At 47.9% G+C, this 15,139-nt stretch carries 15 protein-coding genes; 8 read left to right on the top strand and 7 right to left on the bottom strand.

Annotation, left to right across the window (positions count from 1 at the left end):
* Positions 1-112: 112 nt before the first annotated feature.
* The 6 genes from argR (at position 113) to KDK19_RS21980 (ending at position 4,441) form a co-directional block, all read left to right on the top strand.
* The gene (argR, locus tag KDK19_RS22005) at positions 113-571 is read left to right on the top strand and encodes a transcriptional regulator ArgR (RefSeq protein WP_257254314.1); all 459 of its coding nucleotides are present in this window, start codon (positions 113-115) and stop codon (positions 569-571) included.
* Positions 572-578: 7 nt separating this feature from the next.
* Positions 579-842, top strand: a complete 264-nt coding sequence (locus tag KDK19_RS22000) for a hypothetical protein (RefSeq protein WP_257254312.1) — start codon at positions 579-581, stop codon at positions 840-842.
* Between the two features lie 126 nt (positions 843-968).
* Positions 969-2,042, top strand: a complete 1,074-nt coding sequence (locus KDK19_RS21995; protein WP_257292944.1) for an ABC transporter permease — start codon at positions 969-971, stop codon at positions 2,040-2,042.
* 2 nt (positions 2,043-2,044) lie between these two features.
* The gene (locus KDK19_RS21990; RefSeq protein ID WP_257254310.1) at positions 2,045-2,890 is read left to right on the top strand and encodes an ABC transporter ATP-binding protein; all 846 of its coding nucleotides are present in this window, start codon (positions 2,045-2,047) and stop codon (positions 2,888-2,890) included.
* A complete protein-coding gene (locus KDK19_RS21985) occupies positions 2,887-3,855 on the top strand; it encodes an MlaD family protein (protein ID WP_257254309.1) in 969 nt (322 codons plus the stop codon). Before KDK19_RS21990 ends, KDK19_RS21985 begins: the two co-directional genes overlap by 4 nt.
* A 4-nt stretch (positions 3,856-3,859) precedes the next feature.
* A complete protein-coding gene (locus KDK19_RS21980; protein WP_257254306.1) occupies positions 3,860-4,441 on the top strand; it encodes a membrane integrity-associated transporter subunit PqiC in 582 nt (193 codons plus the stop codon).
* 182 nt (positions 4,442-4,623) lie between these two features.
* Here the strand turns inward: KDK19_RS21980 and KDK19_RS21975 are convergent, their stop codons facing one another.
* From KDK19_RS21975 to KDK19_RS21945, 7 genes are all read right to left on the bottom strand, one after another.
* Positions 4,624-5,100, bottom strand: a complete 477-nt coding sequence (locus KDK19_RS21975) for an RING finger domain-containing protein (protein WP_257254305.1) — start codon at positions 5,098-5,100, stop codon at positions 4,624-4,626.
* Positions 5,101-5,270: 170 nt separating this feature from the next.
* On the bottom strand, positions 5,271-6,326 hold the full coding sequence (locus KDK19_RS21970; RefSeq protein ID WP_257292943.1) for a putative transporter: 1,056 nt from the start codon (positions 6,324-6,326) through the stop codon (positions 5,271-5,273).
* Between the two features lie 114 nt (positions 6,327-6,440).
* Positions 6,441-8,417 carry an amidase gene (locus tag KDK19_RS21965; RefSeq protein WP_257254302.1) on the bottom strand — a complete coding sequence of 659 codons (1,977 nt, stop codon included), beginning with the start codon at positions 8,415-8,417 and terminating at the stop codon, positions 6,441-6,443.
* 211 nt (positions 8,418-8,628) lie between these two features.
* Complete coding sequence (fkpA, locus tag KDK19_RS21960) at positions 8,629-9,423, bottom strand: FKBP-type peptidyl-prolyl cis-trans isomerase (protein ID WP_257292942.1); 795 nt, start codon at positions 9,421-9,423, stop codon at positions 8,629-8,631.
* A 254-nt stretch (positions 9,424-9,677) separates the two neighbouring features.
* Positions 9,678-10,907, bottom strand: coding sequence for an organoarsenical effux MFS transporter ArsJ (gene arsJ, locus KDK19_RS21955; RefSeq protein WP_257292941.1), 1,230 nt, complete (start codon positions 10,905-10,907; stop codon positions 9,678-9,680).
* Complete coding sequence (locus tag KDK19_RS21950) at positions 10,904-11,707, bottom strand: metalloregulator ArsR/SmtB family transcription factor (RefSeq protein ID WP_257254299.1); 804 nt, start codon at positions 11,705-11,707, stop codon at positions 10,904-10,906. The genes arsJ and KDK19_RS21950 overlap by 4 nt, the downstream gene beginning before the upstream one ends.
* A 4-nt stretch (positions 11,708-11,711) precedes the next feature.
* Positions 11,712-12,713: an ArsJ-associated glyceraldehyde-3-phosphate dehydrogenase gene (locus KDK19_RS21945; protein WP_257254298.1), complete on the bottom strand. Its 1,002-nt coding sequence runs from the start codon at positions 12,711-12,713 to the stop codon at positions 11,712-11,714.
* Positions 12,714-13,052: 339 nt separating this feature from the next.
* Here KDK19_RS21945 and KDK19_RS21940 point away from each other — a divergent pair, with 339 nt between their 5' ends.
* Positions 13,053-13,382, top strand: a complete 330-nt coding sequence (locus tag KDK19_RS21940; protein ID WP_257254297.1) for a PBPRA1643 family SWIM/SEC-C metal-binding motif protein — start codon at positions 13,053-13,055, stop codon at positions 13,380-13,382.
* A 251-nt stretch (positions 13,383-13,633) separates the two neighbouring features.
* A partial coding sequence (locus tag KDK19_RS21935; RefSeq protein WP_257288319.1) for a WD40 repeat domain-containing protein occupies positions 13,634-15,139 on the top strand: 1,506 nt, incomplete at its 3' end.

Here is a 15,139-nt window from a genome sequence, read left to right as displayed (position 1 = left end):
TCCTCAATTTTCTGCCGTCCTCGCTACGGGCGCCATTCTCGGTCAGGCTGCTAGAGGAGGCCAGGGTTCTGGTCACTACTGTCTGGGATTTCAGGAGTAATCAACAAAGATTATGGCCAGTCAAAAACAGGAAGAACTCATTAAGGCTTTCAGGCAGTTGCTAAAAGAAGAGCGTTGCGGATCCCAAAGCCAAATTGTCGAGCAGCTTCAGAGTCAGGGTTTTGAAAACATCAGTCAATCAAAAGTTTCCCGGCTACTATGTCGTCACGGTGCTGTTCGTGTTCGCAATGCCCGTAATGAACAAGTGTATTGTCTACCCCCTGAACTGGGGAGAATGGATTCCAATATCGCGGTCAGGGATCTGGTGGAAGACGTAGCCAACAACGGTATGTTGATTGTGATCAAAACCAGTCCGGGGGCAGCCCAGATGATTGCACGGCTGTTGGATTCCGTCGGCCGCTCCGATGGTATCCTGGGCTGTGTAGCGGGCGACGACACTATTTTTGTAGCTCCGATTTCCTCCGCTGAAATTGACAGGCTTCAGGAGAGCATCGTCAAGCTGTTTATGTAGCAGCTTGATGGCCTGCTTGACCATCTTCCCGACTTCCCGACGAAGAGAGGGTGTCGTAAAAGCGGGATTTTATGCAGAACTTGATTTACCAACTTATTATAAACGACAAAGACCTTTCAGTTGCGAGGTGAAAACAACCTTCATTGGGTCAGTTGCGTGGCAATGGCTTTATGCAACGAATCTGTTGGTTGCTTATGGAATGATCCTGACCACCGCAGACACACCTCCCGGCACAAATCCTTATTCATGGGTAGCTTTGGAAGCAGAGTAAAGTCTGCCACGGGAACATTTACCCGCTGCATTTTTGTCTATATGCTTGTGGCTTATTTCTTCAGTGCTTTCAGGCTCGATGGCATCACCCAGTTTCAAGATAGCGTACAAAGTTAATCCAGAACACATGAGTGCCAGCCTCTCCGGTAGTTGGGACCGATATCAGGGATTACCTGATGCTGCGCAGATAATCCCTGAGATGGTTCCGGGCGACCTTAAGACGCTCGATCTACAGACCGACGCTTCCTTTCGGTGGGATTCCGGGTTTTCCGCCTGGTTGCTCAAGCTTCAACGACACTGTGACAGTAATAATATAAAGCTGTTGCTCTCCGGGTTGCCGGAAGATGCCCTGAACCTACATCAGTTGGCCATCGCAGTTCCTTTGCAAAACTTTTCGACTAAAAAAGCCTTCTTTTCATTGAAGTCGCTGGAGTCTCTGGCGAAAGGGGTGTTTCAGTGGCTGGAAGATTTTGTGCTTTTTCTGGGAGATATCTCGCTCGGAATGCTAAGAATGTTCAGGATGCGCAGTGATGTCCGGCGTGGTGACTTTTTTCAGTTTTTGCATCAGGCCGGGCCAGTGGCACTTCCCATCGTGACGTTGCTGAGCTTTCTGGTGGGCATGATTCTGGCTTACCTGGGGACAGTTCAGTTACGTCAGTTTGGAGCTGAAGTCTACGTTGCTGATCTTGTTGGTTTAGGTATGGTTCGTGAAATGGGAGCTTTGATGACGGCTATTATCATGGCGGGGCGGACAGGAGCTGCCTATGCCGCGCAGCTGGGTACCATGCAGGTCAATGAAGAAGTCGATGCGCTTACCACGCTGGGCATTAAGACCGTAGAATATCTGGTGCTTCCCAGAATGCTGGCTCTTATTGTGGCCATGCCATTGTTGACGCTTTATAGCGATGTATTGGGCATGCTGGGAGGCTCAGTAGTGGCTTTGGGCATGGACATTACCTTCACTCAGTATTTTCACCAGCTTTCCGGTGCTTTTGTCATGGCCGATGTGATGACCGGCTTATTTAAAAGTCTGGTGTTCGCTATTTTGATCAGTTTTGCCGGGTGTCAGGCCGGGCTGGCCTGTGGCCGTTCTTCTGCAGCAGTGGGTAAGGCAACCACTACGGCTGTGGTCACTGCCATTGTCTATCTGGTGGTAGCGGATGCAGGTTTGAATATTCTCTATTTCCGGCTGGGTATTTGATAATGGACACGCCAGATCCCGAAGCAATGGCCAAAACCAGCTCTGAAACAGGAGCTGCGATCGAAGTCTGCCAGCTGACTATGAAATACGGCAGCAACCTTATCCAGCAGGACCTGACCTTCAAAGTTCACAAAGGCGATGTATTTGTGATTATGGGTGGCAGCGGTTGTGGTAAAAGCACTTTGCTCAAGCATATGATCGGACTGTATCAGCCAGCCGCTGGAACTATTGCCTATGAGGGGCTTGACTACTTTTCTGCTACAGAGCAGCAACAGTTGGAAATGCGAAAACGATGGGGAGTCACTTATCAGAGTGGTGCCCTGTTCAGTGCCATGACTCTGGCAGAAAACGTTGGTTTTCCTCTCACACAATATACCCGGATGAAACCGGCAGAGATAGTCGATCTGGTGGGTTACAAATTGGCTCTGGTCGGGTTGGCGGGCTACGAAAACTATTTTCCATCGCAAATCAGTGGCGGTATGGCCAAGCGTGCCGGTCTGGCCAGGGCTATGGCTCTGGACCCTGATGTGCTGTTTTTTGATGAGCCATCAGCCGGCCTTGATCCATTGAGCGCCAGACGCCTGGACGATCTGATTCTTCGGCTCAGTCAGTCACTGGGGGTGACGATTGTGATTGTCACCCATGAGCTGGAAAGTATTTTTGCCATAGGCTCCAATGGCGTATTTCTCGATGCGCAAACTAAAACACAGCTGGATACCGGGGCTCCGTCCCATATGCTGAAACACAGCTCTCAGCCCCTGGTCAGGGAATTTTTGTCCCGTGGGCGGAGTCTTCAACGGGCTTCCGGAGAGAGTCTTCAACCGACTTACGGGGAAAGAGGACGATGAATAAAAAAAGGTACTCCATTTTTGCTGGCCTGTTCGTGATCGCCATGATCTTAATGGCATTGGGTCTTGCCATGTTTGTTGGTCAAGGCAGTTATTCCAGTCACAGCAAAGAGCGTTATGAGCTGATCTACGACAGTAGTGTTATGGGTCTGAATATTGGTGCTCCTGTTACGCTGCGGGGGGTCAAAATTGGAGAAGTCACAGAGATTCGCACCCAGCTGTATGTTGACAAGGAAGAGTTATTAAACACGGTGTTTATCGATATTTATCCGGACATGGTGATCGGTAAGGGAGGAAAAATTCCTGAAGATATCGTGAAACAGCTGGTGGCCCGGGGGCTGGCCGCCAAGCTGAAAACCCAGAGTCTTCTGACAGGGTTGTTGTACATTGAAGTGGACTTCTATAAAGCCAGCTCTCGAACGATTCCTGTCTCTACCCAATATCCACAGCTCCCGACGGTGCCCACAGATTTTGAAACCATTACCCAGGATCTGGACAAAATGAATCTACCTGCGCTGATCACTGATCTGAAAAGCATTGCTCACAACCTGAATACCATCAGTGGCAGTCAGGCATTTCAGCAGATGCCAGCGAACCTCAATAAGGCTTTTGTTCAGTTTGGGGCCATGTCAGAGGGTATGGCCAAAAGTATGTCAGACATCAGGGATGAATTTGTCCCTATGGCTGAGAGCATGAACCAGATGTCTCAGGCTATTGAAAAAGAACTGCCAAAAACGCTTGGCAAGGTGAACGAGGTATTGTCGACAGTAGAAGCTACGCTAAAAACGGTGGAGCAAACGACGGTGGAACTGAGTGATACCATGGCGCCTGACTCGCCACTGATGTATCAGCTGGATCGCAGCAGTAAAGACATCAGTCGCTCGGCGGATGCTGTCAGGGAGTTGGCAGAGTTGTTGGAAGAACAGCCGGGTTCAGTGCTGTTGGGCAGAGATACAGGTGAGTAATGTCATGAAGAATAACGTTAAATGGTTCTTGCCTCTGCTTGCCGTTCTTCTTTTGTCGGCCTGTGCGAGTCGTGTCACGCCTTTTCAGTACTTCACCCTGAAACCTGCGGTCGAAGATAAACCCGATCACAGTTCAGTGCCATCAATTGGTGTGGCTCCGGTCAGGATTCCAGGCTGGATGGATCGATCCAGTCTGATTGTAAACGACGGTGGGTATAAGCTTATCCGCTACGATAATCAACGCTGGGGTGAACCTCTACAGGATGCAATAACTCGTACTTTGACTCAGAATCTGAAAGCATTGTTCCCCCGTTCTGATGTTCAATCCGGCCCCTGGTTGAGGAGTCAGGCACCTGAGATCACAGTGGCTGTCGATATCAGTAATCTGGCCTGGTCTGGCAACAATCTGGAGCTGGATGCCAGTTTTACCTTTCTTAAAAAACAGGCAAGTGTTGAATCTCGCACCGTCAGGTTAACCAGAAATCTCCCAAAAGGAAGCAGTCCTGAGCAATGGGTTGAAAGCTTCAGCTATTTGCTGGCTGATCTGAGTCAGCGAATAGAAAAGGGCGTTGTTGCTCAGCAGTGAAGAGTTGTTGGTCGCCTGGACGGGCGCTATTCTCGGTCAGCCTCTTAGTGCGGCGGATCCTTTGGAAGAAAGTCATCGTGCATGACTTCTTCATACGTCCACGGACGGATCAGACACGTCAACACGGCAGGTCAGCATTCCGGTTTCAATCAGCTTGATAGCACAGAACGACTGTAATGCTTTCACAAGTCATCGTCATCGTCATCATCGTCAACAAGATGTAAATTAATGATCTTCAATCTTAAGCGTTCAATTTCTTTTTCCAATCTCATATCAATTTCTTGTTTTAAGATTACAGATAAAACCTCATCTACTCTCGATCTGACAGAGTAAAGTTCAGAAAAAGAGCAAAGGTGGGGTGTGATTTCAATTTTAATGTAAGGAACTTTTCCGCATAAGTCATGAGCTTTTAAAATATGCAAATCGTGATGGTAGATTAGTTCCTTTCTGCATATTGGGCATGTGTTTTTTTTTTCTCTTTTATTCCAACGTAAAATACAATGCTCATGAAATGCATGCTGACAGCATAAAGAAATACTTTTATCCTCATAGTGCAATATTTCAAGACAAATAGGGCAAACTGATTGAGCAGATACCTCATTTGAAATAAAAAAAATAATTAGAAGAATTAATAAATGTCTGATTATATTAATTTTCATATTATTAAGTCCGTAATAGATTTGCTTTCTGAAGGGTGGCTGATGCTTTAGTTGTTAAGGATACTAAACGATCCGGAAAGGTCCAGGAGGCCGACCAATTCGCTGCGCATGGATGCAGAAGCCAGAGCAACGCGAGCACAGAGTTAAGATTTGTATTGAATTTTCGACAGCTAGGACGACCCTGATTCAGAACGATAACCGATATTCACTTCAAACTCTCTGAGTCGTTTAATAATGGATAACAACTCAGTGACGGTTGCCCAGTTTTCAGTGAAGTAGGAAAGGCTGTCTGAAACACTGCTGAATGCATGGGACACTCTGTTTAAAGTCCCCATTAAGATGATGCCGTAAATAACACCCGGACCAATGACCATCAGGTCGGCAATCACTACAAACTGAAAGAAGAAGTTCTGCCAGAGGGCGAAATAGGAGTGGTTGAGGAACAGTCGAAAGTAGTTAAAACGCAGTCCGGTAAAGAGCTCCAGCAGCGTGGGTGTGTCGGCGTAGGTTTTATCGTCTTCGGCATAAACCAGCTGTTTTCTGAATCTGGCTTCGACTTTCTGGTTGTTGTATTCAAGTCCAGGCAAGCGGATACCCACATAATAGGAGATGATGATGGCACTGAAAGACAACAGACAGGAAAACCAGAGCAGGGAGCCCGGCATCTGACTCATGATTTCCATGCCTTTCAGTGATAGCGGAATTTTATCATAGTTCTCCATAAATGCCGGGCTGCTGAGCCAGTTCGCCAGCTTGTCGCATATCTCTTCACTGAGTGTCCAGAGAATAGGAATAAAAGCGATCAAGGTCAGAATGGAGCGAAACAGCCCCAGGGCAAGTAGTTCGGTGACTCTGGCAAAACGCTGAGGGTCTTCCTGTAAGCGTTGGGAGGCACCTTCAATATCACGATCTATTTTCTGCCAGAAGGGCAGGTAAGTCAGGGTCATGGCTTGCCGCCAGCGAAAGCAAAAGTGCTGTGAAAGGAAGTTGGAGAGGCTTCTCAGTAACACAAAAGGAAAAGCAATGGTGCAGAATACCAGTATCAGCTTCCAGAAGCGGTCAATGGATTCCGGTTTGGCCAGCTGCATCATATCCCACATCTCGCCATACCATTCATTCAGCTTGACCATCATGCTGACTTCAATAAAGATTGAGGTCAGCATCACGGCAAGTCCTCCCCAGGCCCATATAGCCCATTGCCTTGACAAGAAAAAACACTTCAACATCCTTGAACTCCTTTAGTGCATTGTATATATAAGTTTTGACAGTTGAGGAGCCGAAGCGTTCATTTTTTAATGCGGCAGCCAGTTCACAATGGCGATAAATTTTTTATCCTGACTTTAAAGCTCGCTGCGAAGACCAGCATCAGGGGATGGTTTTTCGTGGGGTCTAAAACGTTTCACAAAGGTGTTGCTGTCCGCCTTTTCCATCAGTTCTCTACCCATTTCCTGCTCAAGCAAACTGCCAAGTGCAAGTAAGATATATTCGCTGTCTTTAGCACCCATTACCTGAAGGCCAAAAGGCAGACCTTCATGATTAAAGCCGCAGGGAATGGTCACTCTGGGGCCTCCTGTCAGGTTAGCCAGGGAAGTATTAAATGCCAGAAGATACGCATTGGATAAATTCAACTCGCCAGCAGTATTTTGCAGCCAGTAATTCAATTTGGCTGTTGCTGGTGTCAGCGTCGTTGGCATGACAACAACATCAACCTTTGAGAATATATTTTTTTCAAAGTGATCTGCCAACACTTCCTGGTTATGTTTGGCTCGCTGGAGCTGTTCATAAGACACCGCCTTGCCCATCAACAAAGCCATTTCGGTTTCACTCGGCATGTCAACGATGCCCATAAATTTGAATTTCCCCTCCGCTTCCCGGTGCCCAAACAGGATCATATGGGTCGCCCAGAGCCGTTTTCTGAAGTTTTCAGGCATAAATTGCATTCTGACGAAGAGGCTGTTTTTGCGAGTTTGGAGTTTTTTAAGTTGGGTACCCAGTCGGTCAAGACACTCAAATGTCTTCTCTGAAACTTCTTTGTCTGCATGTTCAAGCCACTCGGGATCAAGACCTATTTTGAGCGTCTTCAAAGTTTCAGCCACTTGGATGGTGGGAAGGCGTCCGCTTGAAACCTGATAACCGAGGGCGATGTCTTTAAAACGACTACCAATGAGTCCAATGGCCGTCAAACCTGGCGCTGCATTTTCATAATTTTTGGTGGAAATCTTGTCTGTGGTGGGTTTAAGACCGGGCAAGCCATTTAATGAGGCAGGAATGGAGATGGACCCGCCACCATCAGTACCTACCGTTAATGGTGACAGGCCAAGCGCAACCATAAGGGCACTACCACTTGATGATCCACCCGGGATATGAAAGGGACTGAAACGATTAGCGATCCTGGGAAAGTGAGGATTTTCTCCCGTTGCCCCAAGCCCGAAAATATGTTGATTGGTTATCCCCAGGATAATAACACCCTCACTCTTTAACAATCGAACCACTTCAGATTCAGTCTCTTTATTCACCGTGTAAAATGGCGAATGATAGGGCATTTTTTTACGATCAATGCCAGCGGTCGGGTGATAGCTTGCAACGTTGATTTCTGATTTTACGGCAATTGGAATACCTTCCAGCTGACGGATAATCCGTTGTTTTTTACACGCTTCAATAACACCCCGGTATTCTGAAATACACTTTAGCCATCGCTCATCCGAGGCTTTAGCCATTTGCATTGCCAGATCTTTGTTTCGCTCAATCAGTACATCCTTCAAGCTGTCTGGTAGCTTTTTGTCGTACCAGTCATAAATATTTTCAACCAGCCTGGAAGGGGTTAGTTTTTGTTCTGCAAACAATTGCTGAATGTCATCAATGCCACCGGCTCGATCAAACAGTTCGGATATACTGATAGCTGGGCTGCCACGAGAGTCACTATCCAGAGAAGGAGCCTCTTCAGAAGAAGTCTCTTCAAATGGTGGCGGTTCAGGCATGTCCGGAATACCTGCATTGAGTGCTGATAATTCTGCTTCAGAGAAAAGCACAGGATCTTCAGGGTTCATGCCGCTAGCTGGTAGCTGACTTTTCATGAACTCAATCTGTTGATCCCGACTCCTAAAAAAAATGACACAATTTCGGGCAAGGGACAGCCATTGTCCGGAAAGGCTTTGTGAAGAACGAAGCCAGTCAGGAGAATATTCTCTGGTGATATAAGGCTTTTGCCCGGTACGGCGGTCAATCTCAACAAGAGTGGGGTCGGATAAGTCATAGCCATAACTACCGGTTACCAACAGAAGAAGGGTCAACACAAGAGTCACGTCTGAAAAGCGCATTCCGGTTCCTCAACAAAAATGCATTGATAATTTTCTCAGCAGGGGTCCAGTATAGATGATCGGGAGTCTGAGCCATTTGAGTTTCTGGTCTGATATCGACCTGTACTCAATCTTTGCATGAACTGAAGATGTCGAAGGGCCGTGGGTCGACCATAAAAAAAGGCCGGAAGATTTCCGGCCTTTTTGACTCACTGAAAACAATAATCAGAACTTATTTCTTGTCACTGTTGTTTTTATCGCTGCTGTTTTTGCCCTTGCTGTTTTTGTCGTCATCGTCAGCGATATCCAGCAGTTCAACTTCGAAGATAAGGGTAGAAGCGGGTGGGATAGACCCGGCAGCCTGATCACCGTAACCCAGTTCAGCAGGGACATACAGTTTGTACTTGGAGCCAACTGGCATCAGTTGCAGACCTTCCTGCCAGCCTTTGATCACACCGTTCAGAGGGAAGGTGGCTGGCTGCCCGCGCTCAACACTGCTGTCGAAAACGGTGCCATCAATCAGGGTACCCCTGTAGTGAACAGTGACCTGGTCTTCAAGGCCCGGTTTTGCAGCGCCTTCTTCACCGGCTTCAATCACCTCGTACTGCAGGCCTGAATCAGTGGTTTTCACACCTTCTTTTTTAGCGTTTTCTTTCAGGAAGTCTTCACCCTTCTTGCGGTCTTCGTCCAGGCGTTCCTGAACCTTCTTCTCGATGATCGGGCGGATACGCTCTTCGTGACCCTGCAGGGCGGAGCGAATCTCGTCATCGTTCAGCTTGCTCTCGCCATTCAAGGCTTCCATGAATCCTTTTTTGAGCAGATCACGGTCAATGGTGATACCCATTTCTTCCTGCTGCTTGAGGGTTTGATCAGCGTAATTGCCCAGGGAAGCCCCCATAGCGTAGGCGGCTTTCTGTTCAGGGGATTCCAGCTTGACTTCTTCGGTAATGGGTTGGGTGTCATCTTTACAACCTGCGGCAAGAGCAACTACAGCGGCCAACGCGGTCACTTTGAGAACTTTTTTCACTATTTTTCTCCAATGGGTTGGTCAAAGTCCTGCCAGTAAAGGGCTTAGACCCGGAAAAGACGGGGAGAGTCCCTGTCATGATGATTAAACAATAAATAATGGCACAGGGATTGTGGTAATTGAACTTTTAATAGCCTTTTTTATGGGTTCTGACACTTTCTTGACCTTTTCAAACTGGATGCTGACGAAAACAGCGGTTTTTATTGGTACATTTGTACCTTTTTTTATGGATTAAGTCTGTGTCTTAATGATTGTTATCGGGAGGAAGTTGCGTGGGGATGGAGCCTCGGCAGGCCCCGGGATATTAGTGTTGTCAGGGCAATGAACAGGCAAGATACCCAAAGACAGACAGCCAGTCCACCCACCTGAAACAGCCAGCCTGATAACAGGGTACCCATGAGTCGACCCATGGCATTGGCCATATAATAGAATCCCACATCCATGGACGCACCATCCTCACGGGCGTAGCTGACAATGAGGTAAGAATGCAGTGAGGAGTTGATGGCAAAGATGGCTCCGAACACCAGCAGTCCGGCGATAATGGTCAGCTCAGGATACCATTCCAATTGGATGCCAAAGGCAACAGCCAGTGCAGATAATAACAGTGTTGCTGCCCAGACAGTGGCAGATGTACGTCCGGGGGGGGAATCGCTTTCATGACCGGTAATCCGTGGTGCCAGCCCTTGCACGAAACCATACCCCATCACCCAGAGGGCCATAAAACCACCGGTTTCAGAGTGACTCCATCCGAAGACACTGGATAGGTAGACGGGCAGGGCAATAACAAACCAGACATCCCGGGAGCCAAACAGAAACATTCTGGCTGCTGAAAGGATATTAATGGCGCGGTTGTCAGAAAATATATGGCTAAATTTCGCTTTGGCTTTGGACTTGCCCATATCCCGGTTCAGCCAGATCAGACTCATAATCAGAACCAGGGCCAGAACGGCCGCCATGGCAAACAGCGTATTTTTGAAGCCGATCATTGACAAAAGCGTACCACCTAAAAAGAAACCAGCCCCTTTGAGAGCATTTTTTGATCCTGTCAGGATGGCAATCCACTGATAAAGCCTGCCCTGGTGTTCATTGCTGACCAGTTTTTTGATCGATGTTTTGGCGCTCATTTTATTCAGGTCTTTAGCAATACCTGACAGGGCCTGGACAAACATAACCAGTGGCACGGTCAGCCATTGGGTAGGTACCGTAAGTAACAATAAGGCAATAATCTGCAGGCCAAGACCGAAGTTCATGGTTCGGTTCAATCCCAGTCTGGAAGCCAGCCAGCCACCGACCAGATTGGTGACGACACCAAAGAACTCATAGAACAGAAACAGCATGGCAATTTCCAGAGACTCATAGCCGAGACTGTAAAAATGCAGTACGACCAGCATCCGGAGGGCGCCATCGGTCAGGGTAAAATTCCAGTAATTGAACGTGACCAGCAAATATTGTCTGAGGTCATACGACAGGTTCTTCAGTATCATATTTTCCCGGCATTTGCTGATGCAGTGTTGTTTGAAATGTTGTTTAGACTGTTGTTTGAAGCATGTGCTTTCAGGCGGATCTTTTCCTGATTAATGAAGTCCGGCTGGCCGGTTCTTGTTACCGCCAGAACCAGCTCCATCCAAGGCGGAAGCTCCGGATTGAGGCGATAGAAAATGTTCTGGGCACGACGATGGGAGCTCAATATCTTTAACGTTCGCATCTGTGCCAGATGGCGGGAAATCTTGGACTGACTTTCCTGAAGGGCGACCACCAGATCATTGACGCAGAGTTCATGCTCATCTTCAATCAGCATGAGAATACGCAATCGTGTATTGTCTGAAAGCAGCTTGAAAAACTCATCCGGGTTGGAGTCGCTTTTGATAACACCGGGAGTATTCAACTGTAGAAACAGTTTGATTTGTCCCTCCAGAATGTCAGCAGTGTTGTCAAACGGGGTCAGCCCATCCTGTTGTCTGGGGTCTGCCAGGTCCCAGTGTAACAGGGCATCTGATTGAGGATAGTGAGCACATTCGTTCTTGGCGTTATCACACAGGGTGATGACATAATCAAATTGCTGTTCATCAAGATCCTCCAGACTTTCGCTTTTCAGGCCGTCAGTAGGAATGCCCCGCTTTTTCAGTGTCTGAAAGACCCTGTCATCAATGCCCTGGGGCTGAGTACCAGCACTGAACACTCTGAAGTCATTACCGGCCATATTGCGAAAGATGGCTTCTGCCAGCTGGGAACGGGCCGAGTTTCCCGTGCAGAGAAACAGGATAGAAAGCAGTGGTGTCATCATCAAATCAGGCTAACCCGACTTTTCTGGCCAGTTCAGCCGTTCTTACTGAATAACCCATCTCATTGTCATACCAGGCATAGATCTTCACCATTCGATTATTGACCACCATGGTTGAGAGCGCATCCACAATGCTGGAGCGGGTATCGCCCAGATAATCGATGGAAACCAGAGGTTTGTTCTCATAACCGAGAATGCCTTCGAGCTCATTTTCTGCAGCGGACTTCAGCAGCTGGTTCACTTCTTCAATGCTGGTGTCTCTTTCCACTTCAAACACCACATCGGTCAGAGATGCGTTGGCCAGTGGCACCCGAACTGCATGGCCATTCAGCTTGCCCTTCAATTCCGGGAAAATATGAGTAATGGCTGTTGCGGAACCGGTAGTGGTTGGGATCAGGGACATTCCGCAGGCTCTGGCACGACGAAGATCCTTGTGTGGTGCATCCAGAATCGTCTGGGTGTTGGTGATGTCGTGAATCGTCGTCATGCTGCCACGGACAATACCCAGATTTTCGTGAATGACCTTTACGACAGGTGCCAGGCAGTTGGTGGTACAGGATGCAGCCGTTACAATCCGGTGTGTTTCCGGATCGAACAGGTGGTCGTTGACACCTATAACGGCATTAAGAACACCTTCTTCTTTTACAGGAGCAGTGACAACTACCCGTTTGACGCCCTGGTTGAGGTATTTTTGCAGGATTGGTGTTTTCTTGTGTACGCCGGTGCCGTCAATAACCACATCGCAATCGGACCAGTCCAGGTCGTCTATCTCTTTTATCTGACTGCAGATGATCGTCTTGCCATCAACGGTAATGCTGTTGTCAGTGGCTGAGACAGTGCGCGACCAGCGACCCTGAACAGAATCAAACTCCAGAAGGTGCGCCAGGGTTGGGGCACTGCCTGCTACGTCATTGATTCTGACAAACTCCAGTTCTGGCCAGTCAAAAGCAGCACGCAACACCAGGCGACCGATTCGACCAAAACCATTAATACCTACTTTTACCGCCATGGTGACCTCACAACAACAAGGTTGGCTGATGATTTGAAGAAAAAGTTTGAATATTTGTATATGCGGATAATCAAATATAAAGAAGAGGGCGTCAAGTATTCAAAGTTGATTTCAGTAATTCTACTTAGCCCTTAGCATTCTTGAGTCAGCGATCAGGACTCGCTGGTGTGAGTCCCGGGAATCTGGAAGCCGGATAATGAGTTATTTGACTAAAAAATCATCAGACTTCTGGCTAAATCCTCTCAAATCCATTAGATTACGCCGGTTTTACTGGCTGTTCGTGCTTGGAGGTTATCGGGTGCGGATACAGAATTTACGATCAAGAATGGTGGGCTACCTATGCTTTATGCCGAAGGCAACCGTCTGATGAACCTTGCGGATAAACACAACCGGGGTTTTGAGCGCAAGAAAACAGCCAGACTGGGTACTGAGAAAAACCCTGCCAGTGTGGTTGTTCAGAATGAAGAGCGTGAGCAGGAGTTATCGGCCATCTTTGAAGAGAATGGCTGGTTTTACATCATTGAGGTCGATGAAGAGAAGCAGGAAGATGTCTCCGACCTGGAACTGCTGAAGAACCTGCCCACCACCAAGGTGGTAGAAAAAACACCGGGCCGTAATGATCCCTGTGTTTGTGGCAGTGGCAAAAAATACAAGAAGTGCTGCGGCTGATATTAGCACCTGCCCGACTTTCAGGCAGCTTCTACTTCAAAAGGCTTTGTTGTGGTTCCCTGGTGGTGTTTCATATACTACCGGCCATTGTTCAGCTCCCGGATTAAGGACCGTTTCACAATATGGCTGAAATGGTCTGAACCACTGTTCGACATGTTATGAACTTTTACTCTAAAACCGAGTCCAATTTGCCTCATCTTTTGAATCGCATTTCAAAATCAGGACAAATACCCGCTTTGGAGTAAACAGAAATGACACCGGATATTAAGCAAATAAACGACAACTCCAAGAGTGTTGATTCACCCCCGACGTTACCTAAGTCTTCCCGATCAGATTCACCAACCGGTATCGGTATGGGTAGGGAGATCAGTGAATCTCACCAGTGTGAATCTTTACTGGAGGAACTGCCCTTAGAAATCAAATATAAAGTCATTGACTCTTTGAATCTTCCAACTGTGGCCCTTTTAAAACGGACATGCTTCAAGTTCTACAATGCTATTCAAGAAGGTGATGCTCTGGCGAAGGCTTGGTATCACCGGTTTCCTTCAGCACATCAGGCTCAACTAAAGACAGTCATCAGTACCAAAGACAACAACCAACTCAGCGGCTGGTTGGGGCAGTTTACGAATGATGAGACGCTAATCGAGTCAATTGCAGGTCGCCGGGAGAGTGATGCATTTCCAGCTATTTTCTGTTTCACCATGAGTGAACTGATGTCTAAATGTAAAACATTTAAATTAGTTGAAAAAGGCGAGATTTCTCATGGTAGCCAGATTGTATCAGCCTCATTCAGCGGCGATGGTCGGCATGTGGTGACCAACACTGCGGTTTTCGGTCATAACATAGCGAAAATCTCTGGTCAGGGCATCAGTGGATCATGGGAGGTAAAAACTAACATTGTTCACACTGACTTTATCAACTCAGCCACCTTCAGTCCCGATGGCAGTCATCTGGTCACCGCCAGTGATGATGGCAGGGCGAGAATCTATGGTCTCAGGGCCGATGGATCATGGGAAGCAAAATTGACTATTACTCATGGTGAAAAGGTCAACTCAGCCACCTTCAGTCCCGGTGGCGCTCTTGTGGTGACCTCCAGTGATGATCACTCGGCGAGAATCTATGGTCAGGAAGCCAATGGATCCTGGGCACCAAAAGCCACCATTTTCCATGAAGCTGCGGTCATGTCAGCCAGCTTCAGCGCTGATCGCCGCTATGTGATAAGCGCCGGTGCTGATGACAAGGCGATAATCCATCGTCAGGAGGACGATGGATCATGGCTGGAGAAAGGCTCCATTCCCCATGACAGTTTTGTCAGATTAGCCACCTTTAGTCCCGATAGCACCCATGTGCTGACCGCCAGTGACGACTCCAAGATGAAAATCTATGTTCAGAAGGCCGATGGATCGTGGGAAGCAAAGGCTGTCATTCCTCATTCTGCCTGGGTCTCCTCAGCCACCTTCAGTCCCGATGGCAGCCGTGTGATGACTGCCAGTGACGATAGTACGGTGAAAATTTATGGTCATAAGGCCGGTGGATCATGGGAACCAGAAGCCATCATTTGTCATGAGTGTTGTGTGAGATCAGCCAATTTCAGCGCCGATGGCCGCCATGTGGTGACCGCCAGTCAAGATAAAACGGTGAAAATCTATGGTCTCAAGGACGGAGTCTGGATAGAAAAGGCCTCCATTGCTCATGACGGCTGGGTCAATTCAGCTGTCTTCAGTGCTGATGGTCGTCATGTGGTAACCGCCAGTAAA

Origin of the sequence: Endozoicomonas sp. ONNA1, from assembly GCF_024606325.1 — a bacterium.
Classification (GTDB): Bacteria; Pseudomonadota; Gammaproteobacteria; order Pseudomonadales; family Endozoicomonadaceae; genus Endozoicomonas_A.
Note: the sequence above shows the minus strand (reverse complement) of the source record. Positions and strands in the feature narration are given on the sequence as shown.